Origin of the sequence: Devosia albogilva, assembly GCF_042685625.1 — a bacterium.
Classification (GTDB): domain Bacteria; phylum Pseudomonadota; class Alphaproteobacteria; order Rhizobiales; family Devosiaceae; genus Devosia; species Devosia albogilva.
Window position 1 is genome coordinate 3,040,659 of the sequence record NZ_JBHUNP010000001.1, and the last position, 23,696, is coordinate 3,064,354.

26 protein-coding genes are annotated in these 23,696 nt (G+C 63.1%); 7 read left to right on the top strand and 19 right to left on the bottom strand.

Annotated features, from left to right (window positions below; genetic code table 11):
* Positions 1-36 precede the first annotated feature (36 nt).
* On the top strand, positions 37-1,005 hold the full coding sequence (locus tag ACFSX5_RS15195; protein WP_386834570.1) for an SDR family NAD(P)-dependent oxidoreductase: 969 nt from the start codon (positions 37-39) through the stop codon (positions 1,003-1,005).
* Between the two features lie 73 nt (positions 1,006-1,078).
* Here the strand turns inward: ACFSX5_RS15195 and ACFSX5_RS15200 are convergent, their stop codons facing one another.
* From ACFSX5_RS15200 to ACFSX5_RS15250, 11 genes are all read right to left on the bottom strand, one after another.
* A complete protein-coding gene (locus ACFSX5_RS15200) occupies positions 1,079-1,357 on the bottom strand; it encodes a hypothetical protein (protein WP_386834572.1) in 279 nt (92 codons plus the stop codon).
* Positions 1,358-1,875: 518 nt separating this feature from the next.
* Positions 1,876-3,813: a hypothetical protein gene (locus ACFSX5_RS15205; RefSeq protein ID WP_386834574.1), complete on the bottom strand. Its 1,938-nt coding sequence runs from the start codon at positions 3,811-3,813 to the stop codon at positions 1,876-1,878.
* Positions 3,810-4,844: an AAA family ATPase gene (locus ACFSX5_RS15210; RefSeq protein ID WP_386834576.1), complete on the bottom strand. Its 1,035-nt coding sequence runs from the start codon at positions 4,842-4,844 to the stop codon at positions 3,810-3,812. The genes ACFSX5_RS15205 and ACFSX5_RS15210 overlap by 4 nt, the downstream gene beginning before the upstream one ends.
* Position 4,845: 1 nt before the next feature.
* Complete coding sequence (locus tag ACFSX5_RS15215) at positions 4,846-7,065, bottom strand: integrase catalytic domain-containing protein (protein ID WP_386834578.1); 2,220 nt, start codon at positions 7,063-7,065, stop codon at positions 4,846-4,848.
* Positions 7,065-7,892 carry a Tn7 transposase TnsA N-terminal domain-containing protein gene (locus tag ACFSX5_RS15220; protein ID WP_386834579.1) on the bottom strand — a complete coding sequence of 276 codons (828 nt, stop codon included), beginning with the start codon at positions 7,890-7,892 and terminating at the stop codon, positions 7,065-7,067. Before ACFSX5_RS15220 ends, ACFSX5_RS15215 begins: the two co-directional genes overlap by 1 nt.
* A gap of 62 nt (positions 7,893-7,954) precedes the next feature.
* Positions 7,955-8,407 (bottom strand): hypothetical protein, encoded by a 453-nt coding sequence (locus tag ACFSX5_RS15225; RefSeq protein WP_386834581.1) that lies wholly within the window; start codon positions 8,405-8,407, stop codon positions 7,955-7,957.
* Between the two features lie 678 nt (positions 8,408-9,085).
* Positions 9,086-11,068: an AAA family ATPase gene (locus ACFSX5_RS15230; protein WP_386834582.1), complete on the bottom strand. Its 1,983-nt coding sequence runs from the start codon at positions 11,066-11,068 to the stop codon at positions 9,086-9,088.
* Positions 11,061-11,402, bottom strand: a complete 342-nt coding sequence (locus ACFSX5_RS15235; protein ID WP_386834583.1) for a DUF6634 family protein — start codon at positions 11,400-11,402, stop codon at positions 11,061-11,063. The genes ACFSX5_RS15230 and ACFSX5_RS15235 overlap by 8 nt, the downstream gene beginning before the upstream one ends.
* Positions 11,399-12,004, bottom strand: coding sequence for a hypothetical protein (locus ACFSX5_RS15240; protein WP_386834585.1), 606 nt, complete (start codon positions 12,002-12,004; stop codon positions 11,399-11,401). Before ACFSX5_RS15240 ends, ACFSX5_RS15235 begins: the two co-directional genes overlap by 4 nt.
* Before the next feature lie 58 nt (positions 12,005-12,062).
* Positions 12,063-12,296, bottom strand: coding sequence for a hypothetical protein (locus ACFSX5_RS15245; protein ID WP_386834586.1), 234 nt, complete (start codon positions 12,294-12,296; stop codon positions 12,063-12,065).
* A gap of 59 nt (positions 12,297-12,355) precedes the next feature.
* The gene (locus tag ACFSX5_RS15250) at positions 12,356-12,874 is read right to left on the bottom strand and encodes a hypothetical protein (protein WP_386834588.1); all 519 of its coding nucleotides are present in this window, start codon (positions 12,872-12,874) and stop codon (positions 12,356-12,358) included.
* A 239-nt stretch (positions 12,875-13,113) separates the two neighbouring features.
* Between ACFSX5_RS15250 and ACFSX5_RS15255 the strand changes: the two genes are divergently transcribed.
* A complete protein-coding gene (locus ACFSX5_RS15255; RefSeq protein WP_386834589.1) occupies positions 13,114-13,389 on the top strand; it encodes a helix-turn-helix transcriptional regulator in 276 nt (91 codons plus the stop codon).
* Positions 13,390-13,403: 14 nt separating this feature from the next.
* Here ACFSX5_RS15255 and ACFSX5_RS15260 read toward each other — a convergent pair whose 3' ends face one another.
* From ACFSX5_RS15260 to ACFSX5_RS15270, 3 genes are read right to left on the bottom strand one after another with little or no spacing between them, the layout of a single operon-like run.
* A complete protein-coding gene (locus ACFSX5_RS15260) occupies positions 13,404-13,961 on the bottom strand; it encodes an SCO family protein (protein WP_386834590.1) in 558 nt (185 codons plus the stop codon).
* 38 nt (positions 13,962-13,999) lie between these two features.
* Entirely contained in the window at positions 14,000-14,476 is a 477-nt protein-coding gene (locus ACFSX5_RS15265) for a copper chaperone PCu(A)C (protein WP_386834591.1), read from the bottom strand.
* 42 nt (positions 14,477-14,518) lie between these two features.
* The gene (locus ACFSX5_RS15270; protein ID WP_386834592.1) at positions 14,519-16,732 is read right to left on the bottom strand and encodes a heavy metal translocating P-type ATPase; all 2,214 of its coding nucleotides are present in this window, start codon (positions 16,730-16,732) and stop codon (positions 14,519-14,521) included.
* Positions 16,733-16,799: 67 nt separating this feature from the next.
* Here ACFSX5_RS15270 and ACFSX5_RS15275 point away from each other — a divergent pair, with 67 nt between their 5' ends.
* Both ACFSX5_RS15275 and nadE read left to right on the top strand, forming a co-directional pair.
* Positions 16,800-17,231, top strand: coding sequence for a MerR family transcriptional regulator (locus ACFSX5_RS15275; protein WP_386834593.1), 432 nt, complete (start codon positions 16,800-16,802; stop codon positions 17,229-17,231).
* 80 nt (positions 17,232-17,311) lie between these two features.
* The gene (nadE, locus tag ACFSX5_RS15280; RefSeq protein WP_386834594.1) at positions 17,312-18,136 is read left to right on the top strand and encodes an ammonia-dependent NAD(+) synthetase; all 825 of its coding nucleotides are present in this window, start codon (positions 17,312-17,314) and stop codon (positions 18,134-18,136) included.
* A gap of 9 nt (positions 18,137-18,145) precedes the next feature.
* Here nadE and ACFSX5_RS15285 read toward each other — a convergent pair whose 3' ends face one another.
* Both ACFSX5_RS15285 and ACFSX5_RS15290 read right to left on the bottom strand, forming a co-directional pair.
* A complete protein-coding gene (locus tag ACFSX5_RS15285; RefSeq protein ID WP_386834595.1) occupies positions 18,146-18,577 on the bottom strand; it encodes a c-type cytochrome in 432 nt (143 codons plus the stop codon).
* Positions 18,538-18,933 carry a MerR family transcriptional regulator gene (locus tag ACFSX5_RS15290; protein ID WP_386834596.1) on the bottom strand — a complete coding sequence of 132 codons (396 nt, stop codon included), beginning with the start codon at positions 18,931-18,933 and terminating at the stop codon, positions 18,538-18,540. Before ACFSX5_RS15290 ends, ACFSX5_RS15285 begins: the two co-directional genes overlap by 40 nt.
* A gap of 71 nt (positions 18,934-19,004) precedes the next feature.
* Between ACFSX5_RS15290 and ACFSX5_RS15295 the strand changes: the two genes are divergently transcribed.
* Both ACFSX5_RS15295 and lspA read left to right on the top strand, forming a co-directional pair.
* Positions 19,005-19,883, top strand: a complete 879-nt coding sequence (locus tag ACFSX5_RS15295; RefSeq protein WP_248306140.1) for a cation transporter — start codon at positions 19,005-19,007, stop codon at positions 19,881-19,883.
* Positions 19,880-20,371 (top strand): signal peptidase II, encoded by a 492-nt coding sequence (gene lspA, locus ACFSX5_RS15300; RefSeq protein WP_386834598.1) that lies wholly within the window; start codon positions 19,880-19,882, stop codon positions 20,369-20,371. The genes ACFSX5_RS15295 and lspA overlap by 4 nt, the downstream gene beginning before the upstream one ends.
* Positions 20,372-20,375: 4 nt before the next feature.
* On the opposite strand, the gene ACFSX5_RS15305 is transcribed toward lspA, so the two are convergent.
* Positions 20,376-21,152, bottom strand: coding sequence for a L,D-transpeptidase family protein (locus ACFSX5_RS15305; RefSeq protein WP_386834599.1), 777 nt, complete (start codon positions 21,150-21,152; stop codon positions 20,376-20,378).
* 58 nt (positions 21,153-21,210) lie between these two features.
* Positions 21,211-22,134, bottom strand: coding sequence for a cation diffusion facilitator family transporter (locus ACFSX5_RS15310; RefSeq protein ID WP_386834600.1), 924 nt, complete (start codon positions 22,132-22,134; stop codon positions 21,211-21,213).
* Between the two features lie 117 nt (positions 22,135-22,251).
* On the opposite strand from ACFSX5_RS15310, the gene ACFSX5_RS15315 reads away from it, so the two are divergent.
* Positions 22,252-22,686, top strand: coding sequence for a hypothetical protein (locus ACFSX5_RS15315; RefSeq protein ID WP_386834601.1), 435 nt, complete (start codon positions 22,252-22,254; stop codon positions 22,684-22,686).
* Here the strand turns inward: ACFSX5_RS15315 and ACFSX5_RS15320 are convergent.
* Positions 22,677-23,696 (bottom strand): flavin-containing monooxygenase, encoded by a 1,020-nt coding sequence (locus ACFSX5_RS15320; protein ID WP_386834602.1) that lies wholly within the window; start codon positions 23,694-23,696, stop codon positions 22,677-22,679. The two genes, ACFSX5_RS15315 and ACFSX5_RS15320, sit on opposite strands and share 10 nt — an antisense overlap.

Below are 23,696 nucleotides of genomic sequence, written 5' to 3' on the forward strand. Positions count from 1 at the left end.
GATTATCCCCGCGAATGGTCGTGTGTGAAGGTGCTCATGCCAAAGCTGGTGGTCGTCATCACAGGTGCCTCTAGCGGCAATGGCAGGGCAATAGCTCGCAGATTCGCCAGAGATGGCGCTGCCGTCGTGCTGGTGGCGCGGGACAGGGCCGCACTCGATGAAACGGCGCAGGAATGCGTTGAACTCGGCGGCACTGCGTTGCCAGTCGTCGCCGACATGGGCGACCATGCGGCCGTGGCTCGGGTCGGCAGCGAAGCAGTCGAGCGCTTCGGGCGCATCGACGTTTGGGTCAATTGTGCCGCCATCCTCCATTTCGGCCGCATAGACGATACTCCGCCCGAGATTATCGAGCAGGTGCTGCGGACCAACGTGCTCGGCTACTTCAACGGCGCCCAAGTCGCCATCGAGCACTTCAGGGAACGGCGCGCCGGCACCCTGATAAACATCTCATCCGTGCTGGCAGTGACCGCTCAGCCCTATGCCGCGGCCTATGTCGCCAGCAAGGCCGCCATACGTGCCATGAGCGAAGCGGTCCGGCAGGAGGTGGCCGACATGCCACGTATTCACGTCAGCACGGTGCTGCCCTATGCGATCGACACACCGATCTATCAACGCGCGGCCAACTATTCAGGCCGGCTGCCGCAGCCGGTAGTGCCCCGCTATTCGCCACAGACCGTTGCAGATGCCGTGGTTCGCCTCACCAGGCACCCGCGCCGCGAGGTTTACGTCGGAAAGGTTGGCGCGCTCGCCGCCTGGGCCAAGGGGCTGCTGCCGCGCTCGAGCGATGCCGTTGTTCGTGCCGCTATCCACACCATCGAATTGGCCAGGCCCGGCGGCGCGCCCACCCAGGGCAACGCCTTCCAACCGATCCACGACCAATGGAAGGTCAGCGGCGGCTGGCGAAGCCCGGCCAAGACGCCACTGCTCGCCCCGGCATTGGTGGCCTTCGGCGGCCTGGCGTTGCTGGCAGCGCTCCGGAGAGTTGGCAAAAACCGCCGGCGGTGAATCGCCCCCACTCGTCCGGCAACATCTGCCGCAGCGAGGGCGAGAGGTAACTCTCGTGTTAGTGCGGAGCCGGCTAGCTGAGCGAGTTCGTGCGGATTTCCGACGATTCATGCGCCGCTGAGCGGCCGACCACGACCGGTAGGCCATGGCGCGCCGCCACGACGTGGCGGCCACGCCAGGTGAGCCAGAGCCCCTTCGGCGTGATCTGCGCGAGTCCGTAAAAGCACAGCTTCCTGGCCGTGAGCCACTCGTATTCCCTCTTCGGGTGCACGGCGATGCTGAGCAAAAGCATCCGCTCGCCCAACGGGAGCTGTTGCCAACGGATTCCGTCCTCGCCTGGCATTTCGCCCATCTCACCGCTCCGGCTGGTGTTCGCGTCGACACGATCAACGTGCCGAGGCGAGCGGAGTTGCGGGGCTGACGAGCAGGAACCGGTTCTTCAGAGGGGCATGCTGAGCGGCAGCGCCTGTCCGCATAGACGACTTCGGACGAAATGCGCAGCCTTGAGATAGCGGTCAAGGCGCGAACAAGCGACCCTCAAAGTGACTCTGACCTCGCACGGGTCTTATCGTGGGCCATTGGCCAGCGCCGCCCCAGCGCTCTACCTCGGTGCCATGATCGCCCTCTACTGCCAAGGGCTAGGAAGTCGATTTATTGGAAGTATGACGGGGCTGTAAGAGTGCCCCGGCTAAGTCATTGATAGGCCTCGAACCTGCGATCTAAGATTGCAGCTGCTCCGGCTGTAAGAATGCAGCAATACTGAGGTTTCGGCTGTAAGAATGCAACGGTGCACATCGGTTGTAAACGAAAACGCCGTCGAGGTTGCCCTACGACGGCGTTGGCGACAGCACAGCAATGAACGTGAACAGCTCAGGCCCGGAGGATTCCGAGACAATCTGAGCGCAGATAAAAGCGACTTCTCTGGTCGGTAAACTCGAACGCGCTTGGCGGAAGATCCGGGCACGAAGCTGAGAGAGGTCCGCCCTTATCCCACCCCAATGCCCGCTTCAGTTCCGGCGTCGAGACGTACTTCTCGGCGAACTGTTCAATGTCCTTGCGCAAGAACATCAATGGCCTTGTTTTGGCACGGGGCACCAGAATTTCGTTCGTGACCAGCTGGGCAATGACGACAATGTCGGAGTCCAACATCTGTGCCGCCACTTGCGTCGTCACCTCGTCAGGAAGTTCAACAGCGGTCCGAACGGAAGGGTGTTCACGAAGAAGCGCCATAAAAGATGCTGGATCGGGAACATGAACTTCACGCAGCCAATCGACGGGATCAGGCCGACTGCATAGAACTCTGGCGGCTCCGGACCAGATCAGGTGCCAGGCCGCAGCACGGGGCAGCGGACGAATGCCACTGTTCCTGATCACGGTCGCGACGGAGGGGAAGCAATCGGCTTCGGTCATCATGCCGAGCCTGGACTGGAACTGATCCCTCAGCAGGCGGGCAGCCGACCCTGAATAGCAGGTGGTCGCCCTGAGTAGCAAAGATGCCGGTGATGGTATGGGTTGGAGAATACCAATCTCCTGGAGGCCGGCCACCACGTCCTTGCCCGTCCTGAGCATGGATGCTGCGTTTCCGACTGAAACCGCATCTTTCACCACGGGAATCAACGAGGCGAACTCCTCCTTCCCGGTCGGAATTCCCTCAGAAGCAGGATCTCCGCCGGCTCGGATCAGGGATTTCACGTGTTTAACGAAGGTGCGGGTCCGGGCGTGGTCAACCTGAAACTCACGCGTCAAGTCCCACGCCACCAGCCACGCAAAGGATCCGGCTCGGCGCTGGCCCGTAACCTTGCGGATGTCCAGCCTCATGCCCTGCAGCAAGGCTTTCGCGGATGGAGAAACGTGCGGGCATTTCACCAGACGATCGTAACCCGTGCTGGCGATAGGGCGATCGACAGTCCAGTGAGGAGCATCCTTCCTGGTCAGCGTGGTGTCCGACCAGGTGTGGAAGGCGTCCACGCCACCCGCCAATACCCGACCTGCTTCATAGATTGCTTCCGCACGGAGCGGCAGCGACGAGGGCAACAATGTTCCGGAAAGCCCCGAGGTCGCCAGCCCCATCTCAACAAGGATATGGAATATCTCGCTCGGCGCCAATTCGCGCCAAGGATCGGGAAAGAAGCGGACGGACCGCTCCCGCACCTCTGCCCTAGGATCCATCAGTCCGGCCACGGCACGAAGAACTTCATGCTGTTCCTCCGGCACCATCGGTTGCCGGTGGTCGCGAAGGTCGGTGCACGGCAGCCCCCGTTCGTCGCGACAGTGGTCACACTTCTCCGGGCCGAACAGGTTGCGCCAACGCAGATTGTTTCCGCACACCGGGCAGGTGTCCAGCAACAGTTCCATGGTAGAAGCATCGAAGGACAGAGGGCGCACGTCCCAAAGAGCACGATGATGGCGGCTCAGCTCCAACGCCATGGGCGAAACACGCCTCCGTTCGCGCTCCAGGAAGGTCAACCGCAGGAATTGCCCGTGGAAGTCGACGCCACGAACCCCGCTGGCTCCAATTCTTGCCGGGGGATGCAAGCGAAACCGGATCTCGTTCCTGCTGGTGCCGAGCCGGACGGCGAGACCCTCGACCTCCGCGTCGGTGAGCTCCGAGCTGGCCAAGAAATCGGGCCGGTTCCGGGCTACGCCGGCGCGAGCGGCGGCAGCGCTGAAGTTGGAAAACACCGTTCGCCCAAACGTACGGTTGAACAATCCGGCAAGACTTTCGTCAGGTTCCGGCCGCATGGTGATGAAGGCGGGAACGACCTTACCCGGCTCCACAAGCTTGTCCTTGCTGTACCGCCAGGTCATTCGGCGGCCTCCATACTCAGCCCCTCGACTGCCTCCAGCTTGGTCTCCGTCGCCTTGGACGCATTCTTGCTGGCAAAGGGATCCGGGCCGGGCTTCTCGAGAGCGCGGTTCCAGGCGCGGAATGCCTTGGCGATATGCGTCCAATCCAGCGGCTGGTCGTCCTCGAAGGATTGTTCCAAAGCGATGCGGAGGATACGGACGACCGTCCCCACCACGCCGCGGGCCATGTCGTAGACAATGGCACGCGTCGCCACGTCGCCGATCATGTTCAGGGGCTTGGAGATAACCTTTTTGCCGAGCATCTCCTTCTCGAAACGCCCCACGAACTGCATGAAGTACGCCACATCCTCGGGGTCATCCAGCGACGCCGGTCCGAAGTCGACGATGCGCTTCTGGCGAGAATGGTTCTCGCTGAACTGCAAGAGCCGCTTCACCTTGTCGGTGCCGACCAGGACCAGGCTGAAGAGCCCGTCGTTGACGAAGCTCTTCATTGCCGTTGCAAGGGAGTCGAGAAGGACCGGACCTGCGTTCTGGATCATGCTGTGGCATTCATCGAGGATGACGATGCGGGTTTTCTTGGCCCGGGCTTTCTCGAGCAGGTCCATGTTCACGCGGGCTTCCGAGTAGTCCCGCTGGCTGAGCACTTCCGTCGAGGCGGTCAAGTCGCCAAACGCAAGCAGGATTGCGGATTGCAGGTGGCGCGCCGATTTGACCGAACTGCGGACCGTCACCACCAGAACCGGGATCTCGTCGGGATCCAGATCAGGGTCGGCGAGGACACGGTCGACGTAGGTGCTCAGCGACTTGGTCTTGGTGGCGCCAGAGGGCCCGATCACCGGCAGGAGGTATAGTTCCTCGGCCTTCAACGGGCGCCCCCCGGCGGCAGCGGCACGCTCCTGGTAGCGACGGGACGCACGAGTGGTCTCGTGCATCAGGTTGCCAAGCGCCGAGTGCAACTGGGTCTTTCGCGGATGGTCGACCAGGATGGACTCGAAGGCGTCCATCTTGCGGTCTTGGGCTGGGGTCCACATCTTACTTCCACTCTCCATCCAGGTCGTAGGGATTACGCTTGGGAGCCTTGGCCGCCGGCGGCAGGAAGAATTCTTTCTCAGGCTTGGCGACCGGCTTTACCGGGGCGGTTTCCGTCTCCCCGGAGGCAGCGGCACGCGCTTGGGCAGCCTTGCGCATCTTGGCCTTGGTCTTCTCGCCTCCACGCAGGGTGCTGACCGGCTTCTCGGAGGAGTTGGCACGGGTGAGTGCCGGCAGGTCGATGGGCTGGGCGTTGCCATAGACCGAAGGCTCGGCCTGGGTGAACCTCACCACCCCTTCGATCACGGTGGGCGTTTCCTGGGCAATGCCGCGACGTGCATCGGCTCCGGTGCGACGCGGAGTGACCTGCGCCAACTCCTCCCAAGCCCGTCGCAGGCTATCACGCGCGAGGAGACGCTCTTCCTCGGAGGAATACTCGAGGTCCAGTTCCTTGGCATGTTCACGCACGCGATCGGCAGCCCAGAAGCTCAGGCCCCGCGTCATGGTCTGATCCACGTTGGGCAGCGTGACGTAGCGCTTCGGCTCGGCCCCTTCGTTCCAAACCTCGATCTTGCTACAATCCGCGGGGTTATACTTCACCTTGATCCGGGCACGGACCTGCCCGTAAGTCTTGGTTGTCAGCGACTTGATCGGCTGGAGGCGGACCATGTCGTTCAGGATCTCGGTGGTGAGGTCCGCGTCATGGAACCGCATGTTGCGGAACTTGACACCGGCACGGCTGATCGAGGCCTCATCGACCTTTCCGAGCAGCTGGTCGAGGGCATTGAAGTCATCGACGAACTCGCGCCCATGTCGTTGGATACCCTCGTCCCAGCGCCGGGCGGGCACGGCGCCAATGCCTTCATGCAGGCGGTAATGGTATTGGTCGATGATGAAGCGATGGAGGAAATACTCGAGGTCACGGTGGTAGACCGGTTTTTCGCTCCGGGGGTCCAGCCTAGCTTTCCTCATCGTCGTTACGTCGTATGGCACGGCGGCAGGCAGCTTGTGAAAGAAGTCGTTCAGCGTGTCGAAGATCTTCTCCCCGATGGCCTTATGCCCGGGAGAGTGGATCGGAGAGTAATGGACCTCAAAGCCGATATCGTCACCTGCGTCCCTGAGACTGGCCGACACGTGTTCGAACGCATTGTCGATGAGGATGGTGTTCGGCAGGATCCAGCAGTCGTATGGCCGCTCGATATCGGGGTATGCCGTCTTGACGTACGTCTTGGGCATCAGGACGTGCTTGATGACAGTGGCCATGGAATAGACCGAAGGCGGTTCCGCGCTGAGCAGAAAACCCAAGATGCACCGGCTGTAGACGTCGATCGCCACCGTCAGGGTCGGCCTGCCAAGAGGAATGCCGTTATCGTCCAGCAGTACCCATGCATCGACCACTGTATGGTCGATGATGACCAACTCGCCGGGTGCCGTGGCATCGAGATGGGTGGAGACACCCTGCCACGCCTGGTTCGCCTCATGCGGGGAGTACTTCCGCGCGTGGTTCTCCTTGCAGTTGGTGGCGTTGATGCGGCGGTAGAGCGTGCTTGCATCCTTCGGGGGATGAAGCTTCGACAGTCCAGCCGTCTTGCGTTCCGCATTGACCTTCTTGAGCTCGCTGATCAGGAAGGCCCACGCATCCTTTTTGTCACGTGAGCGCAGGCCCCAGTAGAAGTCCACTGCATCGGTCAGCATGTCCTCGATCGTCAGATCCAGGCGGACACGCCTCGTGCGCCCACGCCTGGAAATGAAGTCCTTCAGGTGTCGAGCCCCTGGCGCTCCCTTTTCCTTGATCGCCCGGCGGAGGGTATCGGGGGAGAACTCGAAGGTGAGGCCCTTGCGGTTAGCATCATCGCGTTTGCGTTTGATCAGCTTGCGCAGGCCAACATCACCCAGACCCACGGACGTGTCGGCATCGAATGCGCGGACGAAGAACAGCAGGGTCTTTGCACGCATCACCTCCTCGGGCTTTTCGTCCGGAGATACCTGGTCAGGATCGACGATCGGGCGACCCTTGCGGTCCCGACGGTCGCGCAGGCGAATGACTTCGCCGCGACCGAGCTGGTCGATCAGGTCGGACTCGGTGACCTGGATCTCCTTGCCGGTGCCCTGGCGCTGCAGGAGCAGGACGCTGTCGGCGAGCTCGCGAACGAAGCGATACATGCCGTCCGAGAATGCGAATACCTCCTCGGTCCTGATCTTGAGAGTGATACCCTTTCCCATCACGACAACTCCATCTCGAGCTCGTCGAACCCGATATCCGAGCCGAACAGTTCCGGCAGGCTGCGGAGCATGGAGGGAGGCCCGGGGTCGGTGATGAGCTTGACCGGCGAATCTATCTCGATACGGCGGGTCAGGTCGATGAAGGCGGTGCGACCGACGATCAGCCGGTGCAGCAGGGTCACGGCATCGCAAGGCTCGTACGAACCATCGGCAGCAAGGACCTCTGCGGCCTTACCGAAGGGCAACGTGCCCCCTTCACGATCGGCGGCCTCCTGGAAGCGCAGGCGATCGGCGGTCGTGGCACGGCGCTTGTTGCGGCGGCTGATCATGCGGGCATTGGGCCAGAGGGGCTGGACCTCGAGGTCCTTGTCCTGAGACAGACGAAGGAAACGCCAGCCGAGCGTGGCATACACCTGCTCGGCATAGTCGAGCTTGTCGACGTAGCGGGAAGAGCGTTCGAACTGATCTTGCGTCTGCTTGGTCTCGACCACCTCGATCGAGCCGTCGTCGCGCTGCCTGATCGCGTCCGGGAAATAGACGAGCGGCTTCGAGCGGTTGCTCAGCATGATCTCCAGCCGGTGGGGCTGGTGCTGATAGTCGACGATGCGGGGATCGGCTTCGCAGATGCGGACATGCATGCGTTCGTGCTGCGCTTCGCAGGGCATGCTGTACCCGGCCTTGACCGAGGGGAAGACACTGGTGGCGCGAATGGAGCCATGGCCGACGATGGTGCGGAAGGCGCCCCCCGAGGGTGCCATCACGATGCGGGCCGACGTTTGCGACAGGCGGATCGAGTGCTGGAAGGCGGATTCGGTGTCCAGGTACATGGGTGTTCTCCGCCGGTCGATCGGCGCCTCTGGTTGAGCGAAGGGCTGGTTGTGCCGGGGACCTAGTCGCGACTCTCGGCCTTAAAGGCAGCCGCCCGGACCTGACGCTCCGCCCAGCCGCGGGTACGAGGCCCGCCATGACCGATTACGACCCGGGTGTGCGGAGCGACATCGGCGAGGCCAGCATCCAGATCAGCGCGATCACAGAAGTCGCATGCGACCGGCAGGTCCCCCAGGGTTCCGGGATCTGTCGCGATCGCATCCTTGATGGTCTTGACGACAGAATCAGCCAGCGCGCTGTCGGTGGCGATGGCGGTGGACAGCACCAGCCGCGTCGCCGTGTCCATCACGACAATCATGAAGGGGCGCGGACCTTTTGCCGACTGGTCGATTCGGCAACAGTCAACGAGCAGGGTGCGTTCAGTATCCTCCGGGGTACCGCCCAAGGCCGGTGGCGTCGCCGAAGTAACCGCCTGTCCGCTCAACAAAAGTGCGTTCGGGATAAAGTCAGGCATGAGTTCTCCTACTCACGCCCGGAGAATGCTTGACGCGGCGAGGCGACCAGCAGATACTCCTGAACGTGATTTCGGGCCGTGAGGCCGATTTCGTGGCAGCGGGCCCTACGGTCCACTGTGATGCATGGGTCGGCTGTGAAGCCGGGGCTGTGTGCAACGGGCCTGATGGTCCTTTGCGATGCATGAGTCGGTTGCGAAACCGGTTTGTGTGGATCGGCTGTGAGGCCGGTCATTTGGCAACGGGCCGCGAGGTCCAATGCCTAGATTGAGACGTACCCCGGTGCTTGCAGGCTTTTGGGGGTCGTCGGTTATTCAAACGCCCTGGAGCAATCCGGGGCGTTTTTATTTTCTGGTATTCTCTTCGGACTAAGCTCCGTTCGAATTCGCCATCATCATCTGCGGAAAAGTCAGGGTTTGAAAAGCCCTCTCGTGATTCTTTTTTGGCGTTCACGATCGCAGATTGTGGAATCCTGACTCCACTTATCGCCATTTGTTAACGTAACACATTAACTCGCCGGAGGTGCTCGAGAAGGCATGCCGGGCAGAGAGACTCGACCGACCGGAACGGGCCGCAGGAGGTGTTCGACACCCGTTTTGACGCCGATGACATGATTCGGGTTTGCCAATGTTGACAGCGCGGAAAATGAAACACGGCGCGCCCGCCCGATCACGATTATGTTATCGAAGGACTGTACTCAAGGTGCGTTCGGAACGGGCCGAGTGCGACCTGTCGGGGCTATCGACGCCTCCGTTATCCAAGACGATCCCCAAGATCTCGTCCCGGTGGATGGTTCTTTGCCGAACCAGCGATTCGGAAAGTCGGTAGAGTGCTTCCCGGTGAGCAGTGAGCGTTTGCAGCGCCCGATCGGCGAGGGCGGAGAGCTTGGTCTCGATGGCATGGCAGGCGAACGGGTCACGCAGCATATTAGCCATCGCTTCATCGGGCGGGCACCGCCACCTCGGCGCCGCATCAAGCAACCCGAAAGTCAGATAGGAGGTTGCCAAGGTCCGGACAGCCAGCGCCAGGTCGCTCGAGGCCGAACCTCCTGCCCCTGTGCTGGGGGCGTCGAACATCAGAATTTCTGCCGCCCGCCCGCCGAGAAGCATCTCGACGCGGTGCTCGATTTCGACTGCCGTTTCCAGCTGGTAATCCGGCTTGAGCAATTGAGTGTGTCCGCCACTGTCGCTGTTTGCGGCACCGGGCTCGATGGTCACCTTCACCAGGCTGTCCGGCATGTGCAGGGCCGCAAGGATAGCGTGCCCGGACTCATGCACTGCAATCCGCCGCACGAGTTCGGGGGGCAGGTCCGATTCCGGAACCAGAACCGCCATGATGTCGTCGGGGGCAAGATCCCGGTTGGCGCGGCGAGCTCGCCGACGGGCGGTGCGGGCGACATCCATGATATCCGCCCCGGTCATCGACCGGCTGGCGCAGATCGCGGCCACTTCGCCAAGTTCGACGTTCTGCAGTGCTGTTCCGAGGTGATGCCGCAGAATGCGCAAGGCCCCGTCGGGCCCGGGGGGACCGAGGAACACCGATCTTTCCAATCGCCCGTTCCTGAGAATTGCCGGCGCGATGGCGTGCAGCCTGTTTGTGGCGCCGACCACGATCACGCCATTGCGCTCGGCCACTGCACCATCGAGCGCGACCAAAAAATCGGCCACCACCGGCGCCCAGTAATCCCGGTTCTTGCTGTCGGTTGCGTCCAGATTCGGCACCTGGTCCAGCTCGTCCAGGAACAGAAGACATGGCGCTGACGAGCGTGCCCGTTCGAACAGCTCGCGTTGCGCGCGGATCACCGTATCGAGATAGCCCGTAGTGCTGGCGAACAACTCCGCGATGCTGCCGATCACGACGGGAATGCCGAGATATTCACCGAGCGCACGGGCGTATGTGGTTTTTCCGGTGCCCGGCGGACCATGCAGGACAATACCGCGATCCACGTCGGCCCAGCTGATTTTTTGAGCTGCGACATCGGCCAGATCGATCTTGAGGTCCTGTGCCCACAAGCGCGCGGCCCCGAATTCGACCGCTTGGTCCATATCCGGCAAGACCTCGCCGACTCGTGCCATTCCGGTCTTGTTGGCAATGGCATGGCTCAACTTGTCGACCACGGCGGCGGCTTCGGCGCCGGCGGTGACGACGGAGCAGATCTCGTCAAAGTCGAGAATCCCGATGTTGAGCATGCTTAAGGCGCGGGGGATTGGACCGGTGCAGATGCTCCGCATCAGGGCCCGGATCAAGGCCCCGTCCGGCGTCGGCACCGTCACCGTCATCGAGGCCACGGTGCGCAGCAATGCCGGAAGCGAGGTCGGTGTGACCGCAACCCCAACGACCACATGACCGGCTTCGAGATGATACTTTACGGCCTTGCGGTCATCCTTCGCCGATTTGGCAGTGCCAGGATAGACCGGGTGGATGTCGCCTTCGAATTCCCCGAGAGCCTCGCCGATGGGCTCCTGCCACTCCGTGGACGGGACGATGACCACCATGTGGCCGCTGGTGCCCTTGTTCAACGCATTGCGAATAGATTTCGGCAAGGCCCGCTCGACCATCAGGTCGGCCAGCCGTTCCTGAACCGTACGCTCGTCCTTGGTGTTCCTGGCTTTCTTCATTTCATGCGGCTCCTCGAAGAAGAAAATATTCTCGAACTCACTCATCGCGCTTCCTCTCGGTGCTCCGAGGCGTGAGCCTGTAGTAGCGGCTCATGGTCCTGGCCCACCGTTCGTTGCTGTCGATGGCGAACAGTTCGGACGTCACCGCAGGGCGATGGTCGGTTATCCGGGGGTGCCCCTCGACCGGCCCGGCCAATGCCGTGCAGGGGCGCGACAGCGGTACCCACCCCAGCAGGATCGGTGCTTCCGCCAATTCCGACGTAGTGGGCAAGCAACCCTTCGCGAGTCGGCGCAGGTCCGCCGCCAGTTCTTCCAGGCGGTCGGCTGTGCCAAGAGGGTCGGCCCCCAGGAAATTCACGGGATTGCCGCGCCGGCTCATAACGGCTGCACCAGATGCACTTCGGTGCCGGGCAGGATCGGACTGTCGAGGTCGATGTAGAGGCCGCCTTCGACGACCAGCGCCATGACGGCTGATACCGGTTCCTCTCCCCGCACCATACCTGCCAGGTCGAGCAAGGGAGCGCTTCCACCGTTGTCGATCAGGTGGGTCAGTATCTTCATGCGGTCCGTCAACCCGATCTCGGCACCTGCGGCGCCGGCGATCATCGTCGCATTGGCGAGCCTTGGCTCGCGCCGGATAAATCCTTCCGGCACCAGCACGACGGTCCGCCCGCTGGTCGCTGCTACGGCCTTGAGCTCGAAGAAGGCGTGTCGCTCCTCGCTGCGCCAGGCGGCGTGACAGATGCAAACCAAGGTCACCTCGCGTCCCGACACGGCGACGTTGAACGTCGTGAAGTCGTCCGCGCCGATCATCAGGTCGTCGGCCATGTCCTCGACGGCACCATCATCGAGAAGGCGCTTTACGGAGGGGTGGACCAGAACCAGGGTTTCGGCGGCTTGGCGCAGGGAGCGGCGGCGGCGTTGTTCGGGGACCGGTTTGGTGGAAGCGGAACTAGGGCGAGCGGCATCGGCATCGAGCATGCGACTACTCCTGGGCAGGAAAACAGCGGGTTTGTGGGATCGAAGGGGAGTGCCTTCGCTATGTCTTGGGATCGGAGATGATCTCGTAGGGAAGCCCGTAGGCTTCGAGCATGTATCCCAGGTCCCTGACGCGGAAAGTCATTGGGTCGAGGCCTGAAGGCAGGCGGATGCTCCCGCCCCCGAAGTCGCCTTCCATGACCTCTAGCTCGTCACGGGCAAAACCGGCTCGATAGATCAACTGGGGCAGAAGAGTGTTGCCAACGGGACGAGGGTGTCTGGTGTTTCCGGGCATGGGTATCCTCCGGCTCGGGAGTTCCCGAGACCATCAACAGGGCGGTAATGCCGGGTGGATCAGGGCAAGCAGTCGTTGCCGGTCAGCAGCTGCATGGCGCGGCATCCGATGGGATCGCCCCTTTCTCGGGTGCAGCACGCCTGGCCGACGCCCATTCTCACTGGATCACGGATCAGCTCGATCAGGATATTGGCCCGTTCTTCTCGAGTGTCGCCACGTTCGAGCATGGCTATCGCCCGTTGTGGAAGGAGCACGCAGGGCCGACCGCATTTCTCCATGGACCCCTTCAGCGCCAGAAGGAGCTTCATGGCTTCAGGACGGAACCAGTGACGTGAGGGAACGCCGACCAAGGTCACCGGTCGCTCGTCGAGCATGGCCTGGCAGGTGGCCAACGAGGCAGCCTCCAACCCCAAGGACGCGGCGAAATGGGTGACGAGGGGATCCGAGCCGATCACGGCCACTTCGTCCAGCCGGGAGAGCGAGTCGAACAGGATGGAGGAAAGTTTCCGCCGGGTATCCCGGTGGCGCAGGGTACGGGATTTCGGTTTAAGGTCTTGGGGACGCACGAACAAAGACACAGGTTCTCTCCCTGCATGCAACGAACAGGCCGAACACGATGAATATTCAGGACGTCGTGCGGGCTATGCACGCGGGGGAAGGTCTTGTTGCGGTGCCTGACCGATGGGCACCTGCTGCTTCCAATGCTCTAGTCACTATAGCTGTTCGCGGCAGAAGTCAAGGCCCAATGTACATTTTGTGCAACGACTGCCAGTTCGGTTAAGTTTCGGTTGTCATCAGATCGATTCGGAACAGCGTCTTGAGCGAACATCAGCACCGGCCAACTCCCGCCCAGATCCGGGCGGGACGCGCCCTCCTCGACTGGAGCCAGCAGGAGCTTGCGGGACATTGCGGCATCGGTCGCCGGACCGTAGCGGCCTACGAGAACGGTGGCGACAGGGTGCTGCCGACCAGCGTCGTGGCCATGAAAGAGGCCTTGGAACGTGCCGGCGTCAGGTTCAGTGGCGAAGACGAACCCGAAGGCGTGCATCGGGTCCTTCCTAGCCGTGAGATTCCCGATCGTGACGTGAGGTGACGCCGGGAAAGGTATTATCCCTCGCCGATGAGGCGGCGAACCTTGGCCAGCCTGACGTCGAAGCCTTCCTCGGCAGCAAGGGTTCCGAAGAACCGTCCATCGGCGTCGACGAGTTGGATCGATGCCTGGTGCTCCATCTGGTAGTCGCCGCCTTCCATGGGCACTTTCTCGAAGAAGATGTAGCGGTCCTTGGCCATGGTGGCGACTTGCGCAAGGTCACCGGTAAGGCCGGTGATCCGGGGATCGAAGTAGTCGACATAACCCTTCATGATCTCCGGCGTGTCCCGCTCCGGATCGACGGAGACGAAGACGACCTGCAGCTTGTCGGCATCCTGACCAAGCGCCTCCAGGATGGCCGACATCTCGGCCAGGGCCGTGGGGCAGACGTCGGGGCAATGAGTGAAGCCATAGAACCATGCCGAAGGCGTGCCGAGGAAATCCACCTGCGTGACCGGAGCGCCGTCCTGGTTCACCAGTGAAAAGGGCTTGGCATAAATTGCTTCCCCAGCGTTCGCTGGTTCGAGCCGGGGACCAAAAGCGAGGAAGGCAGCGCCGGCAGCTGCGATCGCCACCAGAACCCAAAGGATGCCTCGAAGCCTGCGCCAGCCGGTCACTGGCCGTGACCTTCATGAGAAGCCCCGGATCCGGTGGACCGCTCCTCCACCTTGAACGTGACGTCGATGCGACCAGCCCTCTCGAACACCAGTGTAGCGGGCACCTCGTCGCCGGCGCGGTACCGCTCGGCAGGTTGGACGAACATGGCATGCATGCCGTTGTCCAACCACACGGTCTCACCGGCGGGGATGACGAGGCCCTCCTTCATGGGCTGCATGCGCGCGATGCCATCGGTCACGGTCGACCGATGAATCTCCACCTTCTCGGCAGCGCTGCTCTCGATGGCTACGAGGCGGTCATCGGTGTCGCCCATGTTCTGGATGGAGAGGTATCCGCCGAGTACCGGCGCGTTCGGCGGGGCCTCCTCGATCATCGGATGGTCGAGGTAGATCGAACCCTGCGTGAAGTCATGGGCGAACCCATTCCCGGTCGCAAGAATGCCGAACAAGGCGACGGTGATAAATATCTTCATGTGGTCCGATCCATTTTTCTGGAGCAATACCGCCTCGACGGGTCAGACGGAATGCGACCGGCTGCCCCGCCAGGCCAGGAGGCGCATGGCGTTCGCGGTCACCAGCACGGTTGCACCCGTGTCCGCAAGGATGGCAGGCCACAGGCCGGTCACGCCGATGACGGTCGTCACGAGGAACACGGCCTTGAGCCCGAGGGCCAAGGTGATGTTCTGACCGATGTTCGCCATCGTGGCCCTCGACAGGCCGATCATGTCGGCGATGTCGGTGACGCGGCCATGCAGCACTGCGGCATCGGCAGTCTCGAGCGCCACGTCGGTGCCGCCGCCCATAGCGATGCCGACATCGGCGGCAGCCAGTGCCGGTGCGTCGTTGATGCCATCGCCCACCTTGGCCACGACCTTGCCTTGCGATTGAAGCTCTCGAACGATGCGCTGCTTGTCCTCGGGAAGCAGGCCGGCCCGAACATCCATACCCAGCGAGGCGCCGATGGCGCTGGCGGTGCGCTGGTTGTCGCCAGTGAGCATCACTGCTCCGACGCCCGCATTTCGCAACGCCTGCAGACCGGCCCTGGCATCGGCCCGGGGCTCGTCGCGGATGGCGAAGATGCCGGCAAGCGTGCCGTTGGCAAGCAGCACCGAGACGGTCTTGCCCTCGTCGTTGAAGGCGACGATGCGTGCCCGCAGCTCATCGGGGATCGTGGCGCGTTCGGCGGCTGCCTCGACAGAGCCGAGAAATGCCTGGTCGGTGCCGATGCTGCCGGTGACGCCCTTACCGGGAACCGCGGCAAGATCAAAACCGGGAGGCACGGGTGCCTTGTCCGCCTTGGCCCTGGCGAGAATGGCGAGGGCGAGCGGATGGCTCGATCCCGTCTCGAGCGCCGCAGCCATCGAAAGCACCTGGGTCTCGCTGCGGCCGATGGCCAAGGTATCGGTGACCTTCGGCTTCCCTTCGGTCAGCGTACCGGTCTTGTCCATGGCGACCATGGTGATGGTGCGGAGCTGCTCGAGTACCGCCCCGCCCTTGAGCAGCAACCCGCGACGAGCACCGGCAGACAGGGCCGCAGCGATGGCGGCAGGGGTGGAGATCACCAGTGCGCAGGGGCAGCCGATCAGAAGGATGGCGAGGCCCTTGTAGACCCACTCGCCCCAGGATGCGCCCATCAGCAGCGGCGGCACGGTGGCGACCAAGGCGCCGACCAGCAGAACGCCGGGCGTGTAGATCTTGGAGAACCGATCGATGAAGCGCTCGGTCGGTGCCTTGGATTCCTGTGCCTCCTCCACCAGGGCGATGACCCTGGAAATGGTGTTGTCGGCAGCGGCAGCGGTGACGCGCACCCTGATGGCGGTGTCGGTGTTGATGGTACCGGCGAACACCATATCGCCAACACCCTTGCTCTTGGGGATGCTTTCACCGGTGACCGGAGCCTCGTCGATGGCACCGCGGCCCTCTACGATCTCTCCATCCGCCGGGATGCGGTCGCCGGGGCGCACCAGCACCACCTGCTTCAGGGCAAGACTGGATGCCTGGACTTCACGCACTGCGTCGCCATCGACCAGTAGTGCCGTTTTTGGCACCAGATCCGCCAGACCCTTGATGCTGGCACGGGCACGGCCAGCGGCGAAGCCTTCCAGCATTTCCCCGACGAGGAAGAGCAGGACAACCGTGGCCGCTTCTTCGGTGGCGCCGATGATCACGGCGCCTACGGCGGCGATCGACATCAGCGTTTCGATGGAGAACGGGCTGCCGGCCATGGCGCCGGCGACGGCACGGCGACCGATCGGGACCAAGCCCACCAGTAGCGCGACCAGGAATGCCCAGTGCCCGACATCCGGGACGACCCTGCCCACGAGGTAGGCCAGCAGCAGTGCGATGCCGCAGGACGCCGTCAAGACCGCCTTTCGGGTGCGCCACCACGGTACGCCCTCGTCGACACCATCGTCACCATGCAGATGAAGATGACCGCCACCTGCCTGATCGTCATGCTCGCCATGACCTTCGCCATGCTGGTCCACGGGCCGGGCATTGTATGCGCCCTGCAGGCGGCGGGTGGGGTAGCCCAGGTTTGAGACACGCTTGGCAAGGTCGGCGAGATCGGCGCCGTCCGAGTGCTTCACCGACATGGTGCCCGACACGACTGAGACGGATACGTCCTCGACTCCTTGGACGCGACGTGCCGCGGTGTCCACCTTCGAAGCACAGCTGGCGCAATCCATGCCTTCCACCTTGAAGCGGGTAGTTTCGATCCTTGCGTCCATCGGCAGCGACTCCTTGAATTCTCCATCATTGCCGTACATCCTCCAGTCACTATAGGAGCAAGCGGAAATGAGTCACGGCATCGCGATTGGAAAAGTCTCGCAAGCGAGCGGGGTCAAGGTCACCACTGTTCGCTTCTATGAGCAGATCGGGCTGCTGGCCGCGCCGCCGCGCACGGATGGCGGGCGCCGCACATATGATCGCAAGGACATCGAGCGGCTAACCTTTATCCGGCACTCGCGAGAGCTCGGCTTCGAAATCGACCAGATTCGAACGCTGCTCGAACTCCAAGACCGTCCCGACCAGTCTTGCGCAGATGCCGACACGATCGCCAAGGCTCGCCTGGTGGAGGTGAAAGCGAAGATCGCGAGCTTGACGGCGTTGCAGGCCGAACTCGAGCGGATGGTCGATGGCTGCAGCCATGGTCGGGTCGAGAGCTGTCGGGTGATCGAGATCCTCGCCGATCACGGCAAGTGCAAGCACCATCTGCACGACGCTTGATCCGAAGCCAGATGGATCGACCACTACCTTCGATGTGGATCACGTTCGGAAACCGGTCAGTCAGCGAGATTGGAACACCAATGACCTCTCAAGTCCAAATCATCGCCGAGCTCGGTGTCGCGCCATCGTTCGAAGCCTCCGTCGAGGTGGACCGGCGGGTCTCGTTCCTCAGGGACTACTTGGTGCGCTCCGGCCTGACGACCTATGTCTTGGGCATCAGCGGCGGCGTCGATTCGACCACAGCGGCCATGCTGGCACAGCGAGCCGTGAGGGACCTGCGGGCCGAGGGCCGCGAAGCGCGTTTCATCGCGGTACGGCTGCCCTATGGAGTTCAGGCCGACGAGAAGGACGCCCAGGCGGCATTGTCGGCGATCGAACCGGATCAGACCTTCACCGTAAACATCAAGCCTGCCGCTGACGCCATGTGGCGGCAGATCCGGGCAGCCGGCTTCGAGCCCGAGAATGAGGGACAGGAGGACTTCCTGCTCGGCAACGTCAAGGCGAGGCAGCGGATGATCGCCCAGTTCGCCCTGGCGGGAGGTCTAAAGGGCCTCGTCATCGGGACCGACCATGCCGCCGAGGCGGTCATGGGCTTCTTCACCAAGTTCGGCGACGGCGCCGCCGACATCCTGCCGCTCGCCGGCCTGACCAAGCGGAGGGTCCGCGCCATAGCAGCCCACCTCGGTGTACCGTCGGAGCTGGTGTTCAAGGTGCCTACGGCGGATCTCGAGGACGATGCCCCTTTGCGGCCAGACGAGGACGCCTATGGGGTGACCTACGACCAGATCGACGATTTCCTCGAAGGCAGGGCGGTTCCCGATTTCGCCCGCGATCGGATCGTGAACGCCTATCGCGCGACCGCCCACAAGCGAGCCCTTCCGGTCGCCGCCAACGCCGCGGCCTGACGGCTTCGTCTATGGTTGGAGCGGGTCCGAAGCGGACTTGGCGGCCTGCACGTCGCGCTGGCGTTCGGGCCAGGTGCTCTTGATGTAGTAGAGCACGGCTGCGATCTCGGCGTCGTCGAGCACCGCACCGAAGCCCGGCATGTCGGTCTCGTAGCCGGACATCATGGCCGCCGGCCCTTCCTTGACGATCCGGAACAGTTGCCGGTCGGAATGATGCCAGGTGTGGCCGGTCGCGTCGTGGGGCGGTGCCGGCAGGCGCCCGGTCGGCAGCCGCTGCTTCCAGTTCGGCTGACCTTCGAGGTTCGCGCCATGGCAGCTTGCGCAATGTTCGACATAGACCTGCCTGCCGGAAACGTCCTCGGCAAGGGCCGCCCCCGCCGCTCCCGCCAAGGCGACCGCGATCAGAACGGCGAGGTGTTGAGCGCTTCGATGACACGACATTCAGCGACGACCCCTTTCCGGCATTCGGCGACCATCCGCGACAATTCTGCTCGCAGGCTCTGCAACTGCGCCAGGCGACGTTCGACCTCGTCCAGTTGAGCCTGTGCGATTCGACTGGCATCGGTGCAGGAGGCCTCGGGCTGTTCCTGCAAGGCCAGCAAGGTGCGAATGGACTGCAGGTCGAAGCCCAGGTCCCGGGCGTGGCGAATGAAACCGAGGCGGCGGACGTCGGCTTCGCCATAGATGCGGCGCCCGTTGCCCTGTCTGGCCGGGACGGGCAGCACGCCCGCCCGTTCGTAGTAGCGGATGGTCTCGACATTGACCCCCGCGTTGCGGGACAAATCCCCTATCTGCATTTCCTGCTTGCTCCTGTAGTGACTACAGGTTGTAGCCTCTGCACCAAATCGTCTCAAGAAGGAGCAAGGGCATGAGCGCTGCTGCCGAAACCGTACGCTACCAAGTCACCGGCATGGACTGCTCGTCCTGCGCCGCCAAGATCGAAGGGGCCGCCCGCAAGGTGGACGGCATCCAGGACGTCAAGGTCTCCATCGCCTCCCAGATCATGACGCTCGAGGTGGACGATCCTGGTCGGCGCTTGCCAATCCTCGAGACCGCGGTGACGGACCTCGGTTACCAGCTCGACCGGATCGGCGGGCAGAAGGGGGCGAACTCCGAGCACGACCACGACGAGGAGGGCGACGACGACCACATTCCGGACCTCTCGCACGTCACGCCGGCCTACAAGCGGGCTCTCTGGATCGTCGTGCTGCTCAACGTCGGCTACGGCATCGTCGAGATCGCCGGCAGCTTCATCGCCGGCTCCCAGGCGCTGCAGGCCGACTCGCTCGACTTCCTCGGCGACGGGCTCATTTCGTTCCTGGGCCTGATCGCCGTTGGCTGGGGGCTTGCCGCCCGGGCGAAGGCGGCCTTGCTGCAGGGCATCTTTCTCGGCCTTCTGGGACTGGGCGTGGTCGCGTCCACCGTCTACCGAGTCTTCATCGAGCACCAGCCCGAGAGCCTGGTGATGGGCGTCTTCGCGCTGATTGCGTTCGTGGTCAACGTGCTGGCCGCAGTGGTGCTTATCCCGCACCGCAAGGGCGACGCCAACATGCGAGCGGTTTGGCTGTTCTCCCGCAACGACGCCATCGGCAACCTCGCCGTGGTCGCTGCCGCGGGTGCGGTCTGGTGGACCGGGTCGCAGTGGCCGGACCTGATCGTCGCCTTCGCGGTGGCCGGCCTGTTCCTGCAGTCCGCTTGGTCGATCATCCGTGATGCGAGGTCTGACCTACGGCAGGCTGGCCGATGAGCAATCGCGACTCCTCGCTCTTTCTCGTTCTTGGCGTCATCGGCGTGGACGCCTCCACCAAGGAGGCCGCCCTGATGTACCTCGACGGGGCTGGCGTGCCGGTGCTGCCGGTGTTGAACCTTACCCTGGGATTCAATACCGGCGTGAGCTTTGGCATGTTCGCCGCGGACGGGCCCGGGGGCTGGTGGGCCATCGTCCTCGTGACCCTCGTGGTGTCCGCGGTGGTCGCCTGGCTGTGGCACAGGAGCCGTGGACGACTCGAGCGCTTTGGCTACGCCGCCATCCTGGGCGGGGCACTGGGCAATCTCGTCGACCGCATTCCCGATGGCGCGGTCACCGACTTCATCGACCTGCACGCGGGCGGCTGGCACTTTCCCACCTTCAACCTGGCCGACGTCGGCATCACCGCCGGCGTCGTCATGCTTCTGATGGCGACCATTACCGGCGCCTTCGCGGGCCGTACCGCATCCGGTTCCGGGCGCCCTTAGCCCATCAAAGGGCGGCCATGGTCGAGAGCGGCGCGACGTGGCAGGTTCCGTTGGGATCGAGCAGAGCGGCGCCCGTGCGGTTGAACACGTAACGCTTCTCGCACACGTCAACCGCCGGCAACTGCAGCGTGCGGTCGAAGATGTCCGTGCCCTCCTTGAGGTTGCGCCAGAAGGGGGCATGGGGGCTGGCGGCGTGCCGTGCGAGGTTTGCCTCCGTCATGCGGAACGGCAGCAGCTGCAGCTGCACGGACTGGTTGCCGCCCCGGAAGCTCTCGCGAACCATGGCGTAGAGTTCCTTGATGCCGTCGTCGGTCATGGCGTAGCAACCCACCGACTTGCAGTCGCCGTGGATCATCAGGTAGCTGCCGGTGCGTCCCCAAGCCTGGTCGAACTTGTTCGGGAAGCCCACGTTGAACGACAGGAAGTAGCTGGATTTCGGATTCATCAAGGCCGGGGTGACGTCGTAGAAGCCTTCCGGAGATTGGTAGTCGCCCTCCTGGATCTTTGGACCGAGTGCTCCGGACCACTTGCAGATCGGATAGGTCTTAAGCAGTGCGTATTGGCCGCTGCTGGTCCGCTTCCAGACCTCGAGCTCCGAACTCTCCTTGAAGACCCGGATCATCATCGGTTCGGTCGGTGAGGAGCCGATCGCCGCCATCTGGTCCACCAATCCCTTCGGCAATGGGACGTTGTGACGATTGTCGCCGACGAATTGGCTGCAGCCGGTCAGCACGACAGCGGCGATGACGAGTGCGGCGGCTTGGATGAGGCGAGCGAGCATCTGGGTCCAGTTCAGTTCCTGGCAACCATATCCCCTGAGGGTTACCTCTTCGTGAGCCTCACCCTTCGGCCTTGGGAACGATGTCGCGATCGTGTTCGACCATGCCGGCCAACTCCATCTCGATCGTTGCGTGCTCGATCTCGAACTGGTCATGCAGGCTCTTCTTGAGCGCCTCCTTGAGGCTCGTGGCGGCGGCGAGGTCGTTGCGATCGGTCGCAAGATGCACCTCTATCGCCGTCCGGCCTTCGCTGATCTCCCAGACATGGAGATGGTGGACGTCGACGACGCCGTCCGCCGATCGGAGGTGCCGAAGCAGGCCGTCATGGTCGAAGCCTTTCGGCGCACTGTCCATCAGGACCGCTATCGATTCCCGGATCTCCGTCGAACCGTGGACCAAGACGTAGACGGCGATCAGGGCGGTTACGGCAGGATCGACCCAGGACGCCGATGGTCCCCAGATCATGATGGCGATGCCGCTGGCGATCACCGCGACGGTGCCCAGCGCATCGGCGATCATATGAAGGAAGGTGCTGCGAACGTTGAGGCTGCCGAGATCCTTGCGCAGCACCCACGCTGCGAGCAGGTCCTCGACCAAGGCGATGACGCCTACGATCAGGACCGTGGTGGGGACGACTTCAACCGGTTCCAGGAAACGGGTGCCGGCTTCCCACAGCAGATAGAGGCCGATCATGATCAACGTCGTGAGATTGATGAGCGCGCCAACGGTTTCTGCCCGGGCATAGCCGAAGGTTCGCCTCTCGTTTGCGGCCCGCTGGGCGATCCGCCAGGCAATATAGGACACCAGAACCGAGCCGGCGTCCGACAGGTTGTGCGCTGCGTCCGCGATCAGGGCGAGCGAGCCGGAGATGGCGCCGCCCACCACCTCGGCGACAGCAATGCCGAGGTTGAGCGCCAAGGCGATGAGCAGCCGGCGGCCTTGTCCTGGGCTACGGTTGGCAGCGGATCCGTGCGAATGGGACATGCAAACCTCCTTGCGTCGAGGTCAACCTAACTCCTCCAGTGACTAGAGGAGCAAGCGCATTGTCGCAGATGCGCGTTGAGCGTTGCTCCGGTCCCTTGCGAGTGTCAGGCTGCGGTCATGAAGAATATTATCGTTGCAGCTCTTGTAAGCGGATGGGCGTCCATTTCGGTCGCTGCCGAATTGCCCCTAGCCGTGATCGACGGCGTAGTGGTCGAGGAAGCCTGGGCAACCACGCAGCCGAACGGCGTCGAGATCTACCTCGTCATCAACAATCGCAACACCCGCGGCGTCTGGCCCATAGGCATCGAAGTGCCGGGGGCATCGATTACGAGCGTCGTCAGGTCGGACGGGGAGGCCTTCGAGCCAACCTTGCCACCGCATGCGGAACTGTACATGCAGCCCGGCGGCGTGCGCATCGAAGTCGTGGGACCCTTTGTGGATGCGTCCGTGCCCGTCACCGTTTCTATTGACGATTCTGAGGTGACGGTGGATGCCCGGGTCTTAGGAGCCGATGAGCTTCCACCTGATCACCACGATTACGATCACGGCTGATCGAGATGTTGAAGGAGATTGTCCACCACGACCTTTGAGTCCCTGTCAGCACCGAGGATCAGGGCGGATGCTCTATTCCGCTGCCATGGGCGGCCAAGGAAGTGCAGCCCCGATGTGCCCGCTGGCACTTCTAGCCAGCTGTCGTCGTTCCGATAACCGACCGCCCAGATAACCGACGCGACAACGGCATGGCTGCCGTCCACGAAGGTTGCGGTGCCACCGGATGCGTGCACCAGCCTCGATCGGATGCTCACGCCTTGACCGCGCAGCGCAGCCAAGCTGCGCCCGCGGTCCGGAAAGGGATCGGTGGCTTGCATTATCCTGCCGATGGGCGATCTAGGTGAGACAGAGAGCAGCCCCGCCCGATCCATCAGCGTCCAGGTGCTGATACCGAGCACACGCTGCGGGAACAGGCGACGGGGCTTGCCGGTAGCGAGGAGTACCTCATAGGTAGCCGCCAGTTCGACAGCGATGTCCCGGCCCGACGCGCCGTCGCCGACCACCAACACTGGGCCCGTTCCGATGCTCTGCGGCGATCGATAGGTGGATACTGTGAGCTGGGCGACGCTGGACCCGAACCGCGATGCAATTCCCGGTACGATCGCCTGCTGGAAACCGCCAGTGCACACCAGGACGGCTTGGCTGCGCACGGTGGCGCCGTTGTCCAGCTCGGCGACAAAGCAGCCGGTATCGTCACCCTGCAGTCGCACCACCCGGGTCCCGCTCATCACCGGCAGTCCGTTCGTCGCGCAGTAGCGCTCAAGGTAGTCGGCGAACTCGAGTCGTCCGGCATAGCCTTCGGGGTCGCCGTCGAGCGGCACGCCTGGGAGCGAGCTCAGGCGCCGCGGCGTGAACAGGGTTAGGCTGTGATAGCGGTGTCGCCAGCTGTCGCCGACTTTGGCAGATGCATCGACCACCAGGTGCGACACGCCAGCCTGTGCGAGACGGTAGGAAGCGGCCAAACCGGCTTGGCCGCCCCCGACGATCAGGACGTCAACATTCTTTTCCAT

Excerpts from the sequence above, each read along its gene's own strand:
- ACFSX5_RS15245 (WP_386834586.1), bottom strand. The coding sequence starts at position 12,296 with ATGCCCGGAAACACCAGACACCCTCGTCCCGTTGGCAACACTCTTCTG.
- nadE (WP_386834594.1), top strand. The coding sequence starts at position 17,312 with ATGACCTCTCAAGTCCAAATCATCGCCGAGCTCGGTGTCGCGCCATCG.
- ACFSX5_RS15295 (WP_248306140.1), top strand. The coding sequence starts at position 19,005 with ATGAGCGCTGCTGCCGAAACCGTACGCTACCAAGTCACCGGCATGGAC.
- ACFSX5_RS15240 (WP_386834585.1), bottom strand. The coding sequence starts at position 12,004 with ATGCTCGATGCCGATGCCGCTCGCCCTAGTTCCGCTTCCACCAAACCG.
- ACFSX5_RS15275 (WP_386834593.1), top strand. The coding sequence starts at position 16,800 with ATGAGTCACGGCATCGCGATTGGAAAAGTCTCGCAAGCGAGCGGGGTC.
- ACFSX5_RS15220 (WP_386834579.1), bottom strand. The coding sequence starts at position 7,892 with ATGTACCTGGACACCGAATCCGCCTTCCAGCACTCGATCCGCCTGTCG.
- ACFSX5_RS15320 (WP_386834602.1), bottom strand. The coding sequence starts at position 23,696 with ATGGAAAAGAATGTTGACGTCCTGATCGTCGGGGGCGGCCAAGCCGGT.
- ACFSX5_RS15200 (WP_386834572.1), bottom strand. The coding sequence starts at position 1,357 with ATGGGCGAAATGCCAGGCGAGGACGGAATCCGTTGGCAACAGCTCCCG.
- ACFSX5_RS15270 (WP_386834592.1), bottom strand. The coding sequence starts at position 16,732 with ATGGACGCAAGGATCGAAACTACCCGCTTCAAGGTGGAAGGCATGGAT.
- ACFSX5_RS15225 (WP_386834581.1), bottom strand. The coding sequence starts at position 8,407 with ATGCCTGACTTTATCCCGAACGCACTTTTGTTGAGCGGACAGGCGGTT.
- ACFSX5_RS15195 (WP_386834570.1), top strand. The coding sequence starts at position 37 with ATGCCAAAGCTGGTGGTCGTCATCACAGGTGCCTCTAGCGGCAATGGC.
- lspA (WP_386834598.1), top strand. The coding sequence starts at position 19,880 with ATGAGCAATCGCGACTCCTCGCTCTTTCTCGTTCTTGGCGTCATCGGC.
- ACFSX5_RS15205 (WP_386834574.1), bottom strand. The coding sequence starts at position 3,813 with ATGACCTGGCGGTACAGCAAGGACAAGCTTGTGGAGCCGGGTAAGGTC.
- ACFSX5_RS15305 (WP_386834599.1), bottom strand. The coding sequence starts at position 21,152 with ATGCTCGCTCGCCTCATCCAAGCCGCCGCACTCGTCATCGCCGCTGTC.
- ACFSX5_RS15315 (WP_386834601.1), top strand. The coding sequence starts at position 22,252 with ATGAAGAATATTATCGTTGCAGCTCTTGTAAGCGGATGGGCGTCCATT.
- ACFSX5_RS15235 (WP_386834583.1), bottom strand. The coding sequence starts at position 11,402 with ATGAGCCGGCGCGGCAATCCCGTGAATTTCCTGGGGGCCGACCCTCTT.
- ACFSX5_RS15265 (WP_386834591.1), bottom strand. The coding sequence starts at position 14,476 with ATGAAGATATTTATCACCGTCGCCTTGTTCGGCATTCTTGCGACCGGG.
- ACFSX5_RS15290 (WP_386834596.1), bottom strand. The coding sequence starts at position 18,933 with ATGCAGATAGGGGATTTGTCCCGCAACGCGGGGGTCAATGTCGAGACC.
- ACFSX5_RS15285 (WP_386834595.1), bottom strand. The coding sequence starts at position 18,577 with ATGTCGTGTCATCGAAGCGCTCAACACCTCGCCGTTCTGATCGCGGTC.
- ACFSX5_RS15210 (WP_386834576.1), bottom strand. The coding sequence starts at position 4,844 with ATGTGGACCCCAGCCCAAGACCGCAAGATGGACGCCTTCGAGTCCATC.
- ACFSX5_RS15310 (WP_386834600.1), bottom strand. The coding sequence starts at position 22,134 with ATGTCCCATTCGCACGGATCCGCTGCCAACCGTAGCCCAGGACAAGGC.
- ACFSX5_RS15215 (WP_386834578.1), bottom strand. The coding sequence starts at position 7,065 with ATGGGAAAGGGTATCACTCTCAAGATCAGGACCGAGGAGGTATTCGCA.
- ACFSX5_RS15230 (WP_386834582.1), bottom strand. The coding sequence starts at position 11,068 with ATGAGTGAGTTCGAGAATATTTTCTTCTTCGAGGAGCCGCATGAAATG.